We start from the raw sequence: 18,962 nt of genomic DNA, 5'->3' as shown, positions 1-18,962 counted from the left end.
TTCAAAGAACTACTTGGTCGCTCATTTGCGACTTCCTTATGTTAACATCTTCATTAGTTAATGTCAACTAAGTTTTTTATTTCGTTTGCCGCTTTCGACGTTAATGTCATCGGCGACTTGTCCTATATTACACTTCTAAACCTTAATCGTCAACATGTTTTTCTAAAAAAATATAAAAAGGCTTATCCCCTTTAAAATAAGCCTTTTTATCATATACCATTCTATTCATTTATTATTTTTCTATAATTGGTAACGAGACAATAAACTGAATAATACCATCCTCATATTCCGCTCGAATACTGCCACCTTGCAACTCAACAATACTTTTCGCAATCGCAAGCCCAAGTCCAGAACCTTCTGTTACTCTACTTCGAGATTGATCCTTCTTATAGAAACGTTCAAACAAACTCCCTAACTCTTCTCTCGTAAACTCTTCACTATGATTCGCAATTACAATTTGTATATTCCGGCGCTGCCTTTGAAGAGAAACTTTTATCTCCCCATCATCTTTACTATACTTAATCGCGTTCATTAATAGATTATCAAATACACGGACCATCTTTTCCGAATCAATCGCTGCATAAGTACGTTCCTCAGAAAACTTCTTAACAAACGTAAGCCCATGCTCTTCTGCCTGCGGCACTAACTCTTCTATTAATTGCTCGAGTAACTCATTTATACAAACCTCTTGTTTTTCTAATATAACTTGCTCATTTGTTAACTTCGTATACTCAAATAAATCTTCTATTAAATTCTTTAACTGCTCCGACTTTGCAAAAGCAATTCTCGTATACTCATCATGTTGTTCTTTATTTTCATATTTAGAATCTCTAAGTAATCGCAAGTAACCCATAATAGAAGTCAGCGGTGTACGTAAATCGTGAGATACATTCGTAATAAGCTCATTCTTCTGCTTCTCTAATTTACGTTCCTTTTCTATATTATTCATAAGCTCTTCCGCCATATTATTAATATTCTCAGTTAAAGACGCAATCTCATCTTCACCTTTCTTCTCAATGCGGTACGCTAAGTTTCCTTTTTCTATTTCCTTTACACCTTCTGCCATTGCTTCAATCTGCTTCATCTTTCTCTTTGTTATATAGAAGAAAGAGAAAATGAATACAAGGACACCAATTAAAAATGGGAATGGTCCTTCTTGTGTGTCATACATTACCTCTCCCTCTGGAATTCCGCTAACAAACATGTACAAATTCTTTCCTTCAATAGTAATAGGTGAAAAAGATATAAACTCTTTTCTTGTACTTTCAAATACATTTCTACCATCTGTATAATTAATCGCAAATGACGCTGCATTACGAATTGTATTGTGCAAATCAATTTGTTCTTCTTGTGCCTGCTTTGTTTTATATAAAACTTTACCACTTTCATCAGTAACCAATATCTTTAAAGCTCTAGACCCTTGTTCTAAATTTTGGTTCTCCATTTCAATCATATTTGATATGGCTTCTAATTTATTTTCATGAACCGAACTATTTGCCGCTCCTTGAGCCTGATGATTAATTTGTTCCATACCAGCCCGATAATCAATCGTAGCCTCCCGATTCGCATTCTCAAAAAACGGCGCTGCTGCCTTTGCTGACAAAAGCCCTAATAAGGCACAAGCAGTAAACGCAGTAATAAGTTGAATTCGTACACTTCGTTTCACACTTTTTACTATCTTTCCAATCAATTCTCGGATTTTCCTAACATAAGTAAACGGATTAAATATCTTTTTCAATCTTATACCCCACTCCCCATACTGTTTTTATATATCTAGGCTTCCTTGGATTCTCCTCAATCTTTTCACGTACTTTTCGAATATGCACCATTACAGTATTATCAGACTGGAAAGATCGTTCGTTCCACACCTTTTCATAAATTTGCTCCGCACTAAACACCATACCTGGATTTCTAGCTAGCAATTCTAAAATTGAAAATTCCCTCGGGGTTAGTTTCACTTCTTCTCCCTCTACAATAACTTTATGGGTCGAGATGTTTATTTTCATCTCTCCAATTTCTAGCTCGTCCTCATTTTGAATAGCAAAACCATTCATTTTCATATAACGGCGTAACTGAGATTTAATTCGTGCAATTAACTCTAATGGATTAAAGGGCTTCGTTACGTAATCATCTGCTCCTGTTGTTAATCCTAAAATCTTATCCATATCTTGCGTTTTCGCAGAAAGCATAATAATAGGCATCTCTTTCGATTCTCTTACTTTCATACACATATGAATACCATCTACTTTCGGCATCATAATATCTAATACGACTAGATGCACTTCATTTTCTTCCAGTAAACGTAGCCCTTCTTCTCCGTCCCCTGCTTGTAATACTTTATATCCTTCATTCTTTAAATAGATTGTAATTAAATTCCGAATTTCTTTTTCATCATCTACGACAAGTATTGTTTCGTGTGCCACAATATCTCCCCCATTACTTTTTTAATCCCTAACTTCTATTATAGGAAAACTTCTGAAGAAAAACGCTCGGAAATCCTTAAGATTTTCTGAAGACGCAAAAAAGGTCTAGACTCCCCTTAAGTCTAGACCTTTTAAAAAACCCCTTTTATTTACGAACGTAGATGAAATATAGTACGAATAAAACTCCCATAACATACATAATCGGATGAACCTCTTTACGACGACCACTCACAACCATTGTAATTGGATAGAAGATAAATCCAATCGCAATCCCAGTTGCGATACTATACGTAAGTGGCATAGAGATAATTGTAAAGAATGCTGGTACTGCAATCTCGAATTTCTTCCAATCAATTTCCCCTAAGGAAGAAACCATCAATATTCCTACAATAATTAAAGCTGGTGCCGTTACAGCTGGCGTTACAACACTTAGTAATGGCGAGAAGAATAGTGCCAGTAAGAAGAATCCTGCTGTTACAACTGCTGTAAATCCAGAACGTCCTCCCGCTGCTACCCCTGCAGACGATTCAATGTAAGACGTTGTTGTTGATGTACCCAAGATCGCACCAATTACAGTCGCAATCGCATCTGCAAATAATGCTTTTCCTGCACGTGGTAATTTATTGTTCTTCATTAATCCAGCTTGATTCGCAACCGCTACAAGCGTACCTGCTGTATCAAAGAAATCGATAAAGAAGAACGTTATAATAACAATCCCCATTTGAACTGTAAAAATATCTCCGAAGTGCGTTAACGCCACGCCGAACGTTGGTTCTAGACTCGGTATTGCTCCCACTACAGCTTTCGGAGTATCAATTAATCCTGTTGCCACTCCTAAGATCGCTGTAAGAATCATACCGTAAAATACTGCACCATTAACTTTCTTAATCATGAAGATGATTGTCGTAACAACCCCGAAGATTGCTAGTAACGTTGTGCCCTTTGTTAAGTCCCCCAACCCAACAAGAACAGCATCATTTTTCACGATAATTCCGGCATTTTGGAATCCAAGGAAAGCAATGAATAATCCAATACCTGCTGCTACTGCAAACTTTAACTCCGATGGAATTGCATTAATGATTTTTTCACGAATACCTGAAGCAGTAAGAATAATAAAGATAATACCTGACATTAATGTTCCGGCAATGGCCGTTTGCCACGGAATCCCCATCGTTAACACTGCTGTATAAGCAAAGAACGCGTTAATTCCCATACCTGGCGCTAAAGCAATTGGATACTTCGCGAAAATACCCATAATTAACGAACCGATTGCTGCCGCTAATGCCGTAGCAACGAATACTGCACCTGGATCCATCCCTGTACCTGCTGGTAACCCTTTAACATTTCCAAGCGACAGCGTAGCAGGATTGACAAATAGTACGTAAGCCATAGATAGAAATGTCGTTAACCCTGCTATGAACTCTGTTTTATAATTTGTACCGAGTTCATCAAACTGAAAATAGCGTTTCATCTTACGTTTCCCCCGTTATATGATTACTCGCCGTATTTCTCCTAGCCCTCTTTTATCCCGAGAAATAAAAAAGGCTTCCATTGCATATATACATGGAAGCGTTCTATAAACAAAGACAAGTTTCCCCTCATCTTTATACAAACGCCTCGTAGTCAAGCCATTTACGGTAGCTAGGTAGAAACTTTCGGGCCATATCCCCGATATTATACGACGGCATAATATTCACTTTTCGTTTGAATTACATACTCATATTAACTCTTGAATGTATTTTTGTCAATTTAAAAGCGAACATTTTTATATTTTTTTATATTTTCGTTCGTATTAACAACGAAAACAAAAAGATCCATCTATTCATGAATGATAGATGGATCTTTTTTATTACAATACTATTCCCACTCAATAGTTGCTGGTGGCTTACTCGTTACATCATACACGATACGGTTAACGTGTTTTACTTCGTTTACGATACGAACAGAGATTTTCTCTAGTACGTCCCAAGGGATACGTGCCCAGTCAGCTGTCATACCATCGATCGATGGTACTGCACGGATACCTACTGTGTAATCGTAAGTACGCTCGTCACCCATAACACCTACGCTACGCATACCAGGAAGCGCCGTGAAGTATTGCCAGATTTCGCGGTCTAATCCTGCTTTAATAATTTCTTCACGTAAAATCGCATCAGATTCACGAACGATTTCTAATTTCTCTTCTGTGATTTCACCTAATACACGAATACCAAGACCAGGACCTGGGAATGGTTGACGCCATACGATTTCATCAGGAATTCCTAGTTCAGATCCTAATACACGTACTTCATCTTTAAATAACGTATTTAAAGGCTCAATTAATTTGAACTGCATGTCTTCTGGAAGTCCACCAACGTTATGGTGAGATTTAATTGTTTGTGCAGTTGCTGTACCACTCTCAACGATATCTGTGTAAAGTGTACCTTGTGCTAGGAAGTCCATACCTTGTAATTTAGATGCTTCATCATCAAATACGTAAATGAATTCGTTACCGATGATTTTACGTTTTTGTTCTGGATCTTCTACACCTTTTAACTTGTTCATGAAACGTTCTTGTGCATCCACTTTAATAACGTTCATATGGAAGCCTTCGCTAAATGTTTTCATAACGCCTTCTGCTTCACCTTTACGAAGTAAGCCGTGGTCAACGAAAATACATGTTAACTGATCACCGATTGCTTTATGAATTAATACTGCTACAACAGAAGAGTCTACGCCGCCACTAAGTGCACATAGTACTTTTTTGTCTCCAACAGTTTCACGAATCTTTTCTAATTCTACTTCGATAAAGTTCTCCATGTTCCATCCTTCAGAACAACCACATACGCCGAATACGAAGTTTTTAATTAAATCGTTACCGTGCTCAGAGTGACGTACTTCTGGGTGGAATTGTACACCGTATAAGTTTTTCGCTTCATTGCTCATACCAGCAATTGGGCAAGACTCACTTGTTGCGTCTACTACGAATCCTTCAGGTAAACCAGTTACTAAGTCGCCATGGCTCATCCATACAACTTGCTCTTCTGGAAGGTTCGCATATAATTTTGATTCGTTCTCTACTTTAAGAACAGCTTTTCCGTACTCACGGTGGTTGGCACGCTCTACTTTACCACCGAAGTGTTGTGTCATAAGCTGCATACCGTAACAAATACCGAAGATCGGTAAACCTAGTTCGAAGATTTTTTCATCACAATGTAATGCACCTTCACCGTATACACTATTTGGTCCACCAGAGAAAATAATCCCTTTTGGATTCATTGCTTTAATTTCTTCTGCAGTAATTGTATGTGGATGAAGTTCACTGTATACACCGAACTCACGAATTCGACGTGCTATTAACTGATTGTATTGACTTCCAAAATCTAAAACGATAATTGTATCGTGTTGTTTCTTCAAAATAATCACCCCAACGTTAGTTCTCGTATATAAATATTTTCACCAATTTGGCGAAAAGCATTACCAATATAATAAAAAAAGCCAGTCCTCCGCCTCTAGTCTCATAACAAAGAAAAGGCAGGGGTCTGGCTTTATAAAGAAAGATAGTCTCCGCTCTTTATAAATATAAGACACACTGCCTTCATAGTCAGGTTGTTTACGGTAACCCGGTAGAGACTCTCAAACCATATCATTGAGGATATATGAAGGATCGTTTTATATTATCTTCCTAGATTCTAACAATGAAGTATCAATATGGTCAAGAGAGAAAGCGACAAAATTCTACAGAAATTAAATTCTCTCTCACTATATCACCTTTATTATCATTAACTATTTAGTTTTCACAATCAAGATACAGTAAAAATTCACCATTTTTATAAATCAGGTTAAAAACAAAATATATTACTCAAAATCAGCTTTTTGCAATTTAACTTCTCATATACGATATTCGTGCACTCCAATGAAATCCTTTAAATATAAAGGCTTATTTAATCGGCAGACTATTTATTAAATCATGCAAATTATTAAAATTCAGCTCTTCAAGTTGCCTCATCATGCCCACAGAGTAACATGACTCATATCCATTTTTTTCAATAGAGAGAATGAAAGATTCCATACCTTTTATTCTCTTCATTTCAAGAAAATCCATTCTTGATGGATTTTCTTGAAATGTTAAGTAAGCATTAATTGCTTTATAAAATAATTCTTTCTTAACTTTTCTTCCAACAGAAATCTGCCTGTAATTATCCACATTTTTAACAATACTTACTCCCGTTATCCTAACATGATTAGATTTATTTAAATTTATAATCCTTTCTTTTTTATCATTCATTTCCAATCGATAACGTTTAAGCAACTTAGAAACTTCATTAATAATTACATCTTTTATCGATAAATAGTCCTCAATATATTTGAATGAAATTGTCAAATCGTCGGCATATCTTGTGTATATCACATTATTAAGTTGCAGCTTTTTCAACTTACCATATAATATATTATCAAACTCTTTTAGGTATATATTTGCTAGTGCCGGTGAAGTAATCAAACCTAACGGTAGACCTTTAGAAGAGATGGAACATACTTCTATCAACTTCTTCAGCTCTACCCGTCCGTACTTAATTACATTTTCTTCAGTTTTATTAAGCTCATAATAAAGCGTTTGGAGTAAAATTTTATGATCAATATTATTAAAAATTTTTTTTATGTCTATACATATAAAAATATCATTATACATATGCGATTTAGCATTATAAAATATTGATGTTCCTTTAATATAAGCTTTGGAAAATTTAGAAAACATGAGTTTTTCATTTAAAATCCGATTAATTTGAGAGTGTTTTTCCCTAACCGATTCATCATTATAAGTAATAATTTTTCTAACCTTATTCTTACGCTTTATATATTTTTCTTTATACCATTCATTTTGCATTTTCACGAATCTAACACCCCCAGATTCGATTCTAATCTACCAACCGCAGAAGAATATTTACTAATAGCACCTAAAAACTCAGTACGCATAGTTAATGTTTCTCCATCATTTTTTGGTATTTCAATAAAATCTATACCTTTTAATACATAGACAAAATATGAAATTGCAACTTTTTGAACTACATCTATACCTAATATTTTCAAGTCGAACTTTTCTATACTTTCAATACCAGACTCATTTTTCAAAGTTTCCATCATAATCTTTTTAAATTCCCTATCCAACTCATTTGTAAAATACCTAATCGAGCGGGCCGCTCTCAATTTCCTTTTAATTACATCAATACTTATTATTGACATAAGTAAAGAAATTAAAACTTTTGGCGTTAGAAAAACATTCCCTTTTCCATTTACTATTTCATAGTAAACATGCCCTTCTTTTTTTTCCTGTTTTAATTCAACTTTTTTAAATATTATTTTTAATGGCTCATTTCGTAATTTAGGTAATAGCTTGGTTTGTAGATTAATAGGTATTTCATTCCCAACAAAATACGTATGATATTTACTTTTATTTTCAGAGATCTTTATTTTTTTAACTCGCGGGTAATAAACAATATTTTCCATATTGTATTTAGGGAAAAATTCATTATTAAAAGCTAATTTAATGAACCCTGAAATAAACTCTTCCTCTACACCATAATAATCAGGAGTAAGCAAAAGAATTTTTTGTGCAATGAATTTATTACCAGAAAACAAGCCCAATTCTGCAGCTGTAGAAATGCTCTCATGTACAATAATAATTTGTTCACTCATTAAGCCTGTCAAAACTTCAATATCTTTTAAAGCTTCTAAATTTATATCCTTATAATTTAGCAAGGAATCATCTTTACGAAAACAAAAATTATCCTCTAAAATTAGACATTTAAACATTGGATTTATTTCTTCTATAAACTTTCTTAGTACTTTTCTCTTATCAAGATTAACTTGATTCCCTTTATCATAAAAACTCCCACATAAAAAAAAACCTGCAAAGGTTCAGGTATGTTAGCATGATTTTTAAATACATATTTTATAGTATCATTATTCAAGTCTTTAACCTCCAACGATAAAAAGAGCCCTACTTAAATTTTCCAATAAATTTATTGCATATGCTTTTTCCTTTTTCATGTTCTGAGCCGGAGCAAAGATTTGCGTAGGCTCATGGTTATGGAAAATGAAAATGCATTTCTCACAATTAAGACGCAAGTCTTGAAAATTTAACATTTTCTCAATGCATTAACCTTAAACGCTAAGGTAGCTAAAAGCTGTTCTAGGGCTCAAGTTTATTTTAACATACTAAAAATTTTTTTCAAATAGACTAAGCTTATTAAATACAAGATCAATTTTTTTCTGTATTGTTTTACTTGTATATACACCATGTATATCTTCTGAGGATATGTCATATCCTTCCGTTTCCAGAATTTCGCGAAAATCTCCATTACGATAAAAGCTAGATAAGACAATATATTTAATAATTTGTCTTTTCTTTCTAAATCCCTTATTTTGATCCGCAAGATTTTCCTTCTCTATAATTAAATTTAACAAAACAATGAAATCATAAAAACTAATCGTAATATCAGCTTTAGTCACTATATCAATTTGCTTAAAATAATCCAAAATTTCATCTTCAAAGGGTAACTTCGGAATAAAAAAACTTTTATTTTCAATTTTAAACTCAAAAATTTGTTCCTCTTCAGCCTTATATAATTTCTTTAAAGCTTCGATTACCAAAGAAAAATCTTTTTCATTAAATTGCGCGATTAGACCTACAATATCCGCATCTGTTAAATACACCCTCCGTCCATATTCATCACCAAATATGAATTTGGTATGAAACTGTTTAAGAGTAATAAATTCTATCTTCTCCTTAGAGGATTTTAAAGATGTACGGGGGTAAAAGAAATATGATGAGTCAGTCTCTTGAGTCCGCTTACTTTTATATAATCCATCTAAATATTTCAACCAATTCGAATCCACTCTTTTAATCTCCTTTTCTGTAAATAGCGACTTAAACATAATCTCTAATTAATAATAAAAATTTTCTATTCAATTATAAAATACATATGTAAAAAAAAACATAATCCATTTTAAAGATAACTCTTCCACCCGTATTTTTAAGCTAATCAGCTTAAAACCTTTAAATATATATTTAAACAACAAAAGACTACCTCCTCTCATCAAGGAAGTAGCCTTCTTCTAATTAACTATTTATAAATTGCACAGCTTTACAGAGTGATGCTTATTACATCATTCCGCCCATACCGCCCATGCCCATGCCGCCCATGTCAGGCATTGCTGGTGCATTTGGTGCTGGCTTGTCAGCTACTACAGCTTCAGTTGTTAAGAACATAGCTGCAACAGATGCTGCGTTTTGAAGTGCAGAACGAGTTACTTTAGCTGGATCTACGATACCAGACTCAAGCATGTTAACCCATTCGCCAGTAGCTGCGTTGAAACCAACGCCTACTTTTTCGCCTTTTAGACGCTCTACAACTACAGATCCTTCTAGACCAGCGTTGATTGCGATTTGACGAACTGGCTCTTCTAGTGCGCGAAGTACGATGTTGATACCTGTTGCTTCGTCGCCTTCAGCTACGATAGAAGCTACTTTCGTGTATACGTTCATAAGTGAAGTACCACCACCTGCAACGATACCTTCTTCTACTGCTGCACGAGTTGAGTTAAGTGCATCTTCAATGCGAAGTTTGCGCTCTTTTAACTCAGTTTCAGTTGCTGCACCGACTTTAATTACTGCTACGCCACCTGCAAGTTTCGCAAGACGCTCTTGTAATTTTTCACGATCGAATTCAGAAGTTGTTTCTTCTAATTGCGCACGAATTTGACCAATGCGAGCTGCGATTTGCTCTGTATTTCCAATACCTTCAACTACAGTTGTGTTTTCTTTTGTAACAACAACTTTACCAGCACGTCCTAAAGATTCAACTGTAGCAGATTTTAAGTCACGACCTAATTCTTCAGTGATTACTTCGCCACCAGTTAAGATTGCGATATCTTCTAGCATTGCTTTACGACGGTCACCAAATCCAGGAGCTTTAACAGCTACTACATTGAATGTACCACGAAGTTTGTTCACTACTAATGTAGCTAAAGCTTCGCCTTCTACATCTTCAGCAATGATAAGAAGTGGTTTACCTTGTTGTACCACTTGCTCTAATACTGGTAAGATTTCTTGGATGTTAGAAATCTTTTTGTCAGTAATTAAGATGTATGGGTTATCAAGAACTGCTTCCATTTTGTCAGAATCAGTAATCATGTAAGGAGATGCATATCCACGATCAAATTGCATACCTTCTACTACGTCTAATTCTGTTGTGAATCCTTTAGACTCTTCTAAAGTAATAACGCCGTCGTTACCAACGCGCTCCATTGCTTCAGCGATTAATTGACCTACTTCTTCGTCAGCTGCAGAAATAGCAGCTACTTGTGCGATAGAAGATTTGCCTTCGATTGGTTTAGAAATCGTTTTTAATTCTTCAATTGCAGCAGTAACAGCTTTTTCGATACCTTTACGAAGACCCATTGGGTTAGCACCAGCTGTTACGTTTTTAAGACCTTCACGAATCATAGCTTGCGCTAATACAGTTGCAGTTGTTGTTCCGTCACCAGCTACATCGTTTGTTTTGCTAGCAACTTCTGCTACTAATTTCGCACCCATGTTTTCGAATGCATCTTCTAATTCGATTTCTTTTGCGATTGTTACACCATCATTTGTAATAAGTGGTGAACCAAATTTTTTCTCAAGTACAACGTTACGACCTTTTGGTCCAAGCGTTACTTTTACTGCGTTTGCAAGAGTGTCGACACCGCGAAGCATCGAACGACGTGCTTCTTCACTAAATTTAATATCTTTTGCCATAATAATTGACCCCCTTGGATTTTTTAAGATTTATATAATTAACCGATAACTGCTAAAATGTCACTTTCACGTAAAATCAAGTAGTCTGTACCTTCATATTTCACTTCAGTACCTGCATATTTTGAGAAGATGATAAGATCACCTGCTGCTACCTCTAAAGCAACACGCTCACCATTTTCAAGCACTCGACCAGTACCTACTGCAACAACTTTACCCTCTTGTGGTTTTTCTTTTGCAGTATCTGGTAATACAATACCACTTGCTGTTTTTTCTTCTGCTTGAACAAGCTCAATTACAACGCGATCACCTAATGGCTTTAGCATGAACAATAACCTCCTCATTTTGTTATGTAAATTTTATTTATTAGCACTCAAGTCACCCGAGTGCTAACACACTTATAATAATAAATAATCTCAATTTCTTTTGCAAGTAAAAAAATCATAATTTTTTCGCAAATTACTATATAAACTTTCTATATAGAATACTGCCTTTACTATATGAATCGTTGTTTCCCCTACTCGTATGTTACAATATGAAAGACACCCTAAGTTGTTTTCGCTAAACGTACAACTTTTTCCTGTCTCCTACTTTAATTTCAAATACGGATTTACAAAAAAATCATAATTCGAATGAAAGTTTATATCGTAGATAACATATTTACATGTTATCCTACCTCATCTCATACACTAGAGTTAGAAAGGATGGTTAAACTATTTGAAGAAACAATACTGGTGGATTATCGTTACATACATTTTAATGCAGTTATCTGGAATTGTTGGATTACCACTTCTCCTAAAAACAGGACTCTATGATAATAGAGGATTTACCATGGAGGAAAAAGGACAAATCATAACGGGACACTGGGCGATTATTAGCTTCTTTGTTGCATTATGTATCGTTCTTTGGTTACTTAGAACAGACATTCGTGACAGGCATTTAGATGCAATGCGCTCTTCTGTTCCAGCTACTATTGGATGGATTTTCATCGGCTTCTTCTTGGCTTTCTTTTCACAAATAGTTGCCGGTATGATCGAGATGCAGCTGCTAGGAATTAAACAAGGTTCAGAAAATACAATGAAACTGATGGAAATTGCAAGAACGACACCTTGGTTCCTTATTGTCGTATCTATAATCGGACCTATCTTGGAAGAAATCGTATTTAGAAAAATTTTATTTGGTACACTTTATAAGAAGTTTAACTTCTTTATTGCAGCTATCATTAGTTCGCTTGTATTTGCAGCAATCCATTTTGATTTTACTCACTTATTGGTATACACTGCTATGGGGCTCGTATTCGCCTTCTTATATGTGAAGACGAAGCGTATTATCGTTCCGATTGCAGCTCATGTTGCGATGAATACATTAGTCGCTATTGGGCAAATTTTTATGAGCAATGAGCAAATTCAAGAAATGATTAAAGAAGCTGAAAAAATGCAAGGCTTTATCGGAGGATTTTTTGTATGAGAAACTCACCATTGTTCATGGCTGCACTATACTTCCTTCTTGGATGTATCTTTACACGCTTCGCCATTACGAACGTGACAGATACAATCTGGAATGTGTGGACAATACTATTTGCAGTTATGGCAACAATTGATTTTAATTTGGCACTTCGCCTTATATTAGTTAAATTCACAAAGAAGAAACAATAATAAAACGCAGAGGTCGCTTCCTCTGCGTTTTATTGTGGATAGTTTTTCAAAAAGTAAACTAATGTTTGTAACTCTACAGCTAAATCAATATGATGAATTCTAATATTCTCTGATACGTTTAATCGTGCTGGTGTGAAATTCAAAATACCATGCACGCTCGTTTCAGCTAATCTATCTGCTACAGCTTGTGCTACTGTAGCCGGTACTGTTAATATTGCCACTTGTATATCATTTGATAATCTCTCTTCTAATTCATCTAAATGGTATACAGGAATGCCCCCGATTTCTGTTCCAACTTTCTCTTCACTAACATCAAATGCCATTTCAATTTTTGTATTATTGTTTTTCGTGAAATTATAATGTAAGAAAGCGGTCCCTAAATTACCTACTCCAATAAGTGCTACACGCGTTATATCATCTTGATCAAGTGTTTCGCGGAAAAATGATAATAAATAATTTACGTTATATCCATATCCCTTTTTCCCTAACGCTCCAAAATACGAAAAATCTCTTCGTATTGTTGCGGAATCTACTTTTACCGCTTCACTCAATTCGGCCGATGAAACACGCTGCTTACCAGAAAGAGATAAGTTTTGGATAAATCGATAGTATAGAGGCAATCTTTTAGCAGTGGCTTGTGGAATCTTTTGCTGATCCATATGACCTCTCCTCTCTTCCTATCTTTATTCATATACTTTAATCAAATACAGAAGTTTAGCACTCATTAAATTCCTTGTATAATAAAGAGAAGAAGTATTCTCTCTTATTTTAAACTATACACTATTTTTAGTATGATTGAGAAATATAAACATGGCAAAGTTAAGAAATTATTTGAGGTGAAAACATTGATTTTATTACAAGTAAATGGACTTTCGAAATTATACGGTGCAGAAACAATTCTTGCAAACATAAAATTGGAAGTACAAACAAAAGATCGTATCGCATTAGTTGGAAGGAATGGAGCTGGAAAATCTACATTATTAAAAATTATCGCTGGTGAGTTATCACATGATGGTGGCGAAATTATAAAACCGAAAGATGTCTCAATCGGGTATTTAGCTCAAAATACCGGTCTAGAAACGTCTTTAACAATTTGGGATGAAATGCTAACCGTCTTTACCCACTTACAGCAAATGGAGACAAAACTTCGAAGGCTTGAGCAAGAAATGGGCAAAGAAGAAAACTTTTCAAACGAAGCTATATATGAAAGATTGTTAGCTGATTATGACCAATTGCAACTCAATTATAAAGATCAAGGTGGATATCAATATGAAGCGGATATTCGCTCCATTTTAAGCGGCCTTGGCTTCCCAGTTGAAACGCACCAGACGACGATTTCTACTTTAAGCGGTGGGCAAAAAACAAGATTAGCTCTTGGGAAATTATTATTAACAAAACCAGACTTACTTATTTTGGACGAGCCTACAAACCATTTAGACATCGAAACATTAACATGGCTTGAGCAATATTTACAAGGTTATCCTGGCGCAATATTAATCGTTTCACATGACCGTTATTTCTTAGACAAACTCGTTACACAAGTATATGAAATTTCGAATAAAGAAAGCAGACGATTTGTTGGTAACTACAGTAAATATTTAGACTTAAAATCAGCCTTATACGAGCAAGAAATGAAACGTTACGAAAAACAACAAGATGAAATCGCAAAACTTGAGGACTTCGTTCAAAAGAATATAGCTCGCGCCTCTACAACGAAACGTGCTCAAAGTCGCCGTAAACAACTAGACAGAATGGAATTATTAACGAGACCATTAGGTGATTCTAAGTCAGCATCATTCCACTTCGATATTGAAAAGCAAAGTGGAAATGATGTTTTACAAGTAAAGGATGCAACCATTGGCTATGATGAGGACCCTATAATTGAAAACGTAACTATGCGCTTAACTCGCGGAGATAGTGTTGCTTTAGTTGGTCCAAACGGAATTGGGAAATCTACATTATTAAAATCTATTGTGAATAAGTTACCACTATTAAATGGTGATGTTTCTTTCGGATCAAATGTATCTGTTGGTTATTATGATCAAAAGCAAGCAAACTTAACATCTTCTAAACGGGTTTTAAATGAACTATGGGATGAATATCCACTGCAACCTGAAAAAGAAATCCGTACTATACTTGGGAATTTTTTATTCACAGGAGATGATGTACTGAAACCAGTATCTTCCCTTAGTGGTGGACAAAAAGCTCGATTAGCTCTTGCGAAACTTATGATGCAAAAGTCAAATTTATTAATTCTGGATGAGCCTACGAACCACCTTGATTTAAATAGTAAAGAGATTTTAGAGAATGCTTTAATTGATTATCCAGGGACTCTTCTATTTGTCTCACATGACCGCTACTTTATTAACCGTGTAACAACGACTGTGGTTGAGTTATCAACAGAAGGTGCACAGGAATATTTAGGGGATTACGATTACTATGTGGAGAAGAAAAATGAAATGATTGAACGCGCAGCATTTGAACAACAAGAACAGCAAGAAAATCAGGCACCTGTTCAAAAAACTGTAGCTCAAGAAAAATTAAATTATCTCGAAGAAAAAGAGCGTAAACAATTAGAACGTCAACGCACTCGAAAAATTGAAGAACTAGAACAAAACATCGTAAACTTAGAAGAAGAAATTGCTACGTTAGAAGATCAACTTTGCTTACCAGAAATATATGCAGATTATGAAAAAGCGAGTGAAATTACAACTAAAAAACAAACGCTACAAGAACAACTTGAAACTTGTATGGCAGAATGGGAAGAGCTACATGTATAAGAGTATTTAATAAATAAGGAAGATGTCTCATCAGTCATGATTTCTGACTATGCGACATCTTTTTTTAAGTACATAAATAATTTTTTGAATATATCAATGGTAACTCGGGATATATCAACGATTTTTCAAATACATCTATCGTAACCTTATATATATAAACGATTCGACACGAAATATCGATTTACCGACAAGGATTGACAATATCAGCACCCTCTATAATGGAGGGATATTTCAAAATGTTTTTCAGGGATATCTTCTTACTTTTTATTTCCCGAAAAACAATACATTCAAAGGTCAGACTTCATCTAGTTTATCCACAAACTTATACACATATCCACCTTTATAAAATAGCTACTAAAACAGCTTTTCCACATTATCCACAACTAACAAAAAAGTTATCAACACTTCGTATACACAACAAAACCCACATTATCAACAGATAATATGGGTTTTATCCACAAGCTGTGGTTAATTATGTGCATAACTATGCTTCAATATCTAATCCTGGATTCGCATTTAAGGCTAATGTTGCACGCTTGCCTTGTTCATACGCAATTGTCCCTGCCGCTGCAATCATTGCTGCATTATCTGTGCATAAAGATAGCGGTGGAATAATTAGTTCAATGTTTTCTTTTTGTGCAAATTCCTCTTCTAATCGCGCACGAAGTCCTTTATTAGCAGCTACTCCACCAGCAAGAAGTAATTGCTTTACATTATAAGCTTCTGCTGCACGAGCTGCTTTCGTTACAAGTACATCTATTACACTTTCTTGGAAACTTGCCGCTAAATCTTCTGGTTTAATTTCTATACCACGTTGTTTCGCGTTATGCACAGTGTTGATAACTGCTGATTTCAATCCACTAAAGCTAAAATCATATGAATTCGGTTCTAGCCATGCACGAGGCAAATCAATTGTTGGTTCTCCTTCATGTGCAAGACGATCAATATGCGGACCACCTGGATATGGCATAGATAACGTACGAGCTACTTTATCATATGCTTCTCCAGCTGCATCATCTCGCGTTTCACCAATTACTTCAAATGAACCATGTTCTTTCATATAAACAAGTTCTGTATGCCCACCAGATACAACAAGTGATAATAGCGGGAATTGAACTTCTTTTACTAAACGGTTCGCATAAATATGACCAGCAATATGATGAACACCGACTAGCGGAATATCATGTGCAAAAGCTACTGCCTTCGCTGCATTTACCCCAATTAGAAGTGCTCCTACTAAACCAGGCCCTTCTGTTACAGCAATTGCATCAATATCATCAAATGTGATATTTGCTTCTTTTAAAGCTTCTTCTAACACAACTGTAATTTCTTCTACATGATGACGGGATGCAATCTCTGGTACAACCCCGCCAAAACGTTTATGACTTTCGATTTGTGATGCAACGACATTCGCAATAATTTCCGTTCCATTTTTAACAACCGCTACCGCTGTTTCATCACAGCTCGTTTCAATCCCAAGTATAATCGTATTTTTTTCCATTATATATTCACCCACATTACAAGACCATCTTCCTGATTGTCTGCATAGTATCGTTTACGAATTCCACCATTTTGAAATCCGTATTTTTTGTATAACTGCTTTGCTACTTCATTTGATACACGTACTTCAAGCGTCATTGTTTTTACTCCTAGTTCTTTCGCTTCTGAAATAACTGCTTTCAATAAGGCATCTCCTAATTTTTGACCTCGGTATTCTGGCAAAATAGCTATATTTGTTATATGTGATTCATCAATAATTATCCACAATCCACAATATCCGATTACACGACCATCTTTTTCTAACACAATATAATGTGCATGTTCATTCATCGTTATTTCACGGTGAAAGGCATCTGCAGTCCAAGGAGTTGAAAAAGATACTTCTTCAATAGCTACAATTTGAGCAATATCATCAAGTTCCATCTTTCTAAATATCATATCCATCTTCTGCAAGGCCCCTACTTGTTTTGACTTTCCAACCACTTTGTTTCAGCTTCAGCTAAACGAAGATAGCTTGGAACAAACGTATGCACATCTTGTTCTTCTTTTTGTAATCCTAAGAATGCTAGCTCACTTGGTCTTGGATTATTTTTAGTAAAAGGAGCGAATACAGCTTGATCACCTAAATGTTCTATAATTGTTTCTTTATGCAATTTAACATCATTACCGATAAATAAAACAGGCTGTCCTTTATCTTTTAACATTTGCAACCAGTCCACAATAAGAATAATTCGGTCTTCTTCTATTGAAGTTAACTGCTCTCCTTCATATGTATATAATCCAGTATAAATTTGCCCACGTCTTCCATCAAATAAAGGACAAATTAACCCATTAAAGTTAGCACCGTTTGCAGCTACTACCTCTAAACTTGATACACCTACAATTGGTATTTGAAGTGACCAAGCTAATGTTTTTGCCGCTGTCACGCCTATGCGAACACCTGTATATGATCCAGGTCCAGCAGCTACTACGATTTTAGTTAATTCCTTCGGTTTTACACCACATTCTTTTAACAGTTGCTCTACAGCTGGCATAAGACGTACAGAATGGTTTTTCGTCAAATTTGTAATGATTTCCCCAATCACGCTTCCTTCCTCAATAAGGGATACACCCATTACGTAATTTGAAGTATCAATTGCTAGTACTTTCATCTTGTAATAGCTCCTCACATAATCTAATATAGCGATCTCCAATTGGCTCGAGTATAATTTTTCTTGTGTCATCTCCCGCATGGAATAAACTAATTTGTAACTTTTCATTCGGTAAATATGCTTCTACTAAATGAGCCCATTCCACTACCGTAATTCCTTCACCGTAGAAATACTCATCAAAGCCTAAGTCCTCTTCGCTTTCTGCTAAGCGATACACGTCCATATGATATAGCGGTAATCTTCCTTTATATTCTTTAATAATATTAAAGGTAGGACTATTTACAACTCTTTTCACTCCAAGACCTTTTGCTAGTCCCTTTGTAAAAGTCGTCTTACCAGCTCCAAGATCTCCTTCTAAAATAATTACATCTTGTGCTTCTACGAGTTCACCTAGTTTTTCTGATAATCTTTGTGTTTCCTCAGAAGATTTTGTTGTTACTTCATATTTTCTCACAGACTTCACCTACTTTACTCACAATGTTCTCTGCTCTTTATTATACAGGTTTTGAATATATAAAAAAGTCCTTAGGAGTTGTCCTAAGGATAGTTTGACTGTCTTTATTAGTTTTTTGTTAAAACAAATAAAAAAATACGAAACAACTTGTTTCGTTCTTTTCTTTATATAAAATGGCGGTCCCGACCGGGGTCGAACCGGCGATCTCCTGCGTGACAGGCAGGCA

At 35.3% G+C, this 18,962-nt stretch carries 16 protein-coding genes, 1 pseudogene and 2 riboswitches; of the genes and pseudogenes, 3 read left to right on the top strand and 14 right to left on the bottom strand.

Annotated elements, in window-relative coordinates:
• Nucleotides 1-232: 232 nt before the first annotated feature.
• From ACODS7_RS26765 to groES, 9 genes and pseudogenes are all read right to left on the bottom strand, one after another.
• Nucleotides 233-1,738 (bottom strand): sensor histidine kinase, encoded by a 1,506-nt coding sequence (locus ACODS7_RS26765; RefSeq protein WP_243169086.1) that lies wholly within the window; start codon nt 1,736-1,738, stop codon nt 233-235.
• Nucleotides 1,722-2,423 carry a response regulator transcription factor gene (locus ACODS7_RS26760; protein WP_000929891.1) on the bottom strand — a complete coding sequence of 234 codons (702 nt, stop codon included), beginning with the start codon at nt 2,421-2,423 and terminating at the stop codon, nt 1,722-1,724. Before ACODS7_RS26760 ends, ACODS7_RS26765 begins: the two co-directional genes overlap by 17 nt.
• A 145-nt stretch (nt 2,424-2,568) precedes the next feature.
• Complete coding sequence (locus ACODS7_RS26755) at nt 2,569-3,894, bottom strand: NCS2 family permease (RefSeq protein WP_000833096.1); 1,326 nt, start codon at nt 3,892-3,894, stop codon at nt 2,569-2,571.
• A 129-nt stretch (nt 3,895-4,023) separates the two neighbouring features.
• Nucleotides 4,024-4,125, bottom strand: a riboswitch (purine riboswitch).
• A 155-nt stretch (nt 4,126-4,280) separates the two neighbouring features.
• Nucleotides 4,281-5,819 (bottom strand): glutamine-hydrolyzing GMP synthase, encoded by a 1,539-nt coding sequence (gene guaA, locus ACODS7_RS26750; protein WP_373371774.1) that lies wholly within the window; start codon nt 5,817-5,819, stop codon nt 4,281-4,283.
• 164 nt (nt 5,820-5,983) lie between these two features.
• A riboswitch (purine riboswitch) is annotated at nt 5,984-6,085 on the bottom strand.
• Between the two features lie 257 nt (nt 6,086-6,342).
• Complete coding sequence (locus tag ACODS7_RS26745) at nt 6,343-7,287, bottom strand: reverse transcriptase domain-containing protein (protein WP_243169094.1); 945 nt, start codon at nt 7,285-7,287, stop codon at nt 6,343-6,345.
• 2 nt (nt 7,288-7,289) lie between these two features.
• Nucleotides 7,290-8,246 (bottom strand): annotated as a pseudogene (locus ACODS7_RS26740) (hypothetical protein); the annotation flags it as partial.
• Between the two features lie 372 nt (nt 8,247-8,618).
• On the bottom strand, nt 8,619-9,299 hold the full coding sequence (locus tag ACODS7_RS26735) for a hypothetical protein (protein ID WP_243169088.1): 681 nt from the start codon (nt 9,297-9,299) through the stop codon (nt 8,619-8,621).
• 265 nt (nt 9,300-9,564) lie between these two features.
• Nucleotides 9,565-11,199 (bottom strand): chaperonin GroEL, encoded by a 1,635-nt coding sequence (groL, locus tag ACODS7_RS26730; RefSeq protein ID WP_243169089.1) that lies wholly within the window; start codon nt 11,197-11,199, stop codon nt 9,565-9,567.
• A gap of 38 nt (nt 11,200-11,237) precedes the next feature.
• On the bottom strand, nt 11,238-11,522 hold the full coding sequence (groES, locus tag ACODS7_RS26725) for a co-chaperone GroES (RefSeq protein ID WP_000917311.1): 285 nt from the start codon (nt 11,520-11,522) through the stop codon (nt 11,238-11,240).
• 391 nt (nt 11,523-11,913) lie between these two features.
• Here groES and ACODS7_RS26720 point away from each other — a divergent pair, with 391 nt between their 5' ends.
• Both ACODS7_RS26720 and ACODS7_RS26715 read left to right on the top strand, forming a co-directional pair.
• Nucleotides 11,914-12,663 carry a CPBP family intramembrane glutamic endopeptidase gene (locus ACODS7_RS26720; RefSeq protein ID WP_064531572.1) on the top strand — a complete coding sequence of 250 codons (750 nt, stop codon included), beginning with the start codon at nt 11,914-11,916 and terminating at the stop codon, nt 12,661-12,663.
• Complete coding sequence (locus ACODS7_RS26715) at nt 12,660-12,851, top strand: YdiK family protein (protein ID WP_001246204.1); 192 nt, start codon at nt 12,660-12,662, stop codon at nt 12,849-12,851. The genes ACODS7_RS26720 and ACODS7_RS26715 overlap by 4 nt, the downstream gene beginning before the upstream one ends.
• Before the next feature lie 29 nt (nt 12,852-12,880).
• On the opposite strand, the gene ACODS7_RS26710 is transcribed toward ACODS7_RS26715, so the two are convergent.
• On the bottom strand, nt 12,881-13,510 hold the full coding sequence (locus ACODS7_RS26710) for a redox-sensing transcriptional repressor Rex (RefSeq protein WP_000372699.1): 630 nt from the start codon (nt 13,508-13,510) through the stop codon (nt 12,881-12,883).
• 186 nt (nt 13,511-13,696) lie between these two features.
• On the opposite strand from ACODS7_RS26710, the gene ACODS7_RS26705 reads away from it, so the two are divergent.
• Nucleotides 13,697-15,631, top strand: a complete 1,935-nt coding sequence (locus ACODS7_RS26705) for an ABC-F family ATP-binding cassette domain-containing protein (RefSeq protein WP_243169090.1) — start codon at nt 13,697-13,699, stop codon at nt 15,629-15,631.
• Nucleotides 15,632-16,115: 484 nt separating this feature from the next.
• Here the strand turns inward: ACODS7_RS26705 and tsaD are convergent, their stop codons facing one another.
• Genes tsaD through tsaE form a run of 4 tightly spaced genes read right to left on the bottom strand, consistent with a single transcriptional unit; the run spans nt 16,116 to nt 18,736 of the window.
• On the bottom strand, nt 16,116-17,132 hold the full coding sequence (tsaD, locus tag ACODS7_RS26700) for a tRNA (adenosine(37)-N6)-threonylcarbamoyltransferase complex transferase subunit TsaD (RefSeq protein ID WP_000414595.1): 1,017 nt from the start codon (nt 17,130-17,132) through the stop codon (nt 16,116-16,118).
• Entirely contained in the window at nt 17,132-17,575 is a 444-nt protein-coding gene (rimI, locus tag ACODS7_RS26695; RefSeq protein WP_029441459.1) for a ribosomal protein S18-alanine N-acetyltransferase, read from the bottom strand. Before rimI ends, tsaD begins: the two co-directional genes overlap by 1 nt.
• Before the next feature lie 14 nt (nt 17,576-17,589).
• Entirely contained in the window at nt 17,590-18,282 is a 693-nt protein-coding gene (gene tsaB / locus ACODS7_RS26690; RefSeq protein ID WP_243169091.1) for a tRNA (adenosine(37)-N6)-threonylcarbamoyltransferase complex dimerization subunit type 1 TsaB, read from the bottom strand.
• Complete coding sequence (tsaE, locus tag ACODS7_RS26685) at nt 18,263-18,736, bottom strand: tRNA (adenosine(37)-N6)-threonylcarbamoyltransferase complex ATPase subunit type 1 TsaE (protein ID WP_243169092.1); 474 nt, start codon at nt 18,734-18,736, stop codon at nt 18,263-18,265. The genes tsaB and tsaE overlap by 20 nt, the downstream gene beginning before the upstream one ends.
• Nucleotides 18,737-18,962: the final 226 nt, after the last annotated feature.

This window comes from Bacillus sp. FG16, assembly GCF_057809515.1.
The sequence above is the reverse complement of the archived record's forward strand: the minus strand, read 5'-3'. Positions and strand labels throughout refer to the sequence as shown.

Excerpts from the sequence above, each read along its gene's own strand:
- ACODS7_RS26755 (WP_000833096.1), bottom strand. The coding sequence starts at position 3,894 with ATGAAACGCTATTTTCAGTTTGATGAACTCGGTACAAATTATAAAACA.
- ACODS7_RS26745 (WP_243169094.1), bottom strand. The coding sequence starts at position 7,287 with ATGCAAAATGAATGGTATAAAGAAAAATATATAAAGCGTAAGAATAAG.
- groL (WP_243169089.1), bottom strand. The coding sequence starts at position 11,199 with ATGGCAAAAGATATTAAATTTAGTGAAGAAGCACGTCGTTCGATGCTT.
- groES (WP_000917311.1), bottom strand. The coding sequence starts at position 11,522 with ATGCTAAAGCCATTAGGTGATCGCGTTGTAATTGAGCTTGTTCAAGCA.
- ACODS7_RS26715 (WP_001246204.1), top strand. The coding sequence starts at position 12,660 with ATGAGAAACTCACCATTGTTCATGGCTGCACTATACTTCCTTCTTGGA.
- ACODS7_RS26710 (WP_000372699.1), bottom strand. The coding sequence starts at position 13,510 with ATGGATCAGCAAAAGATTCCACAAGCCACTGCTAAAAGATTGCCTCTA.
- tsaD (WP_000414595.1), bottom strand. The coding sequence starts at position 17,132 with ATGGAAAAAAATACGATTATACTTGGGATTGAAACGAGCTGTGATGAA.
- rimI (WP_029441459.1), bottom strand. The coding sequence starts at position 17,575 with ATGGATATGATATTTAGAAAGATGGAACTTGATGATATTGCTCAAATT.
- tsaB (WP_243169091.1), bottom strand. The coding sequence starts at position 18,282 with ATGAAAGTACTAGCAATTGATACTTCAAATTACGTAATGGGTGTATCC.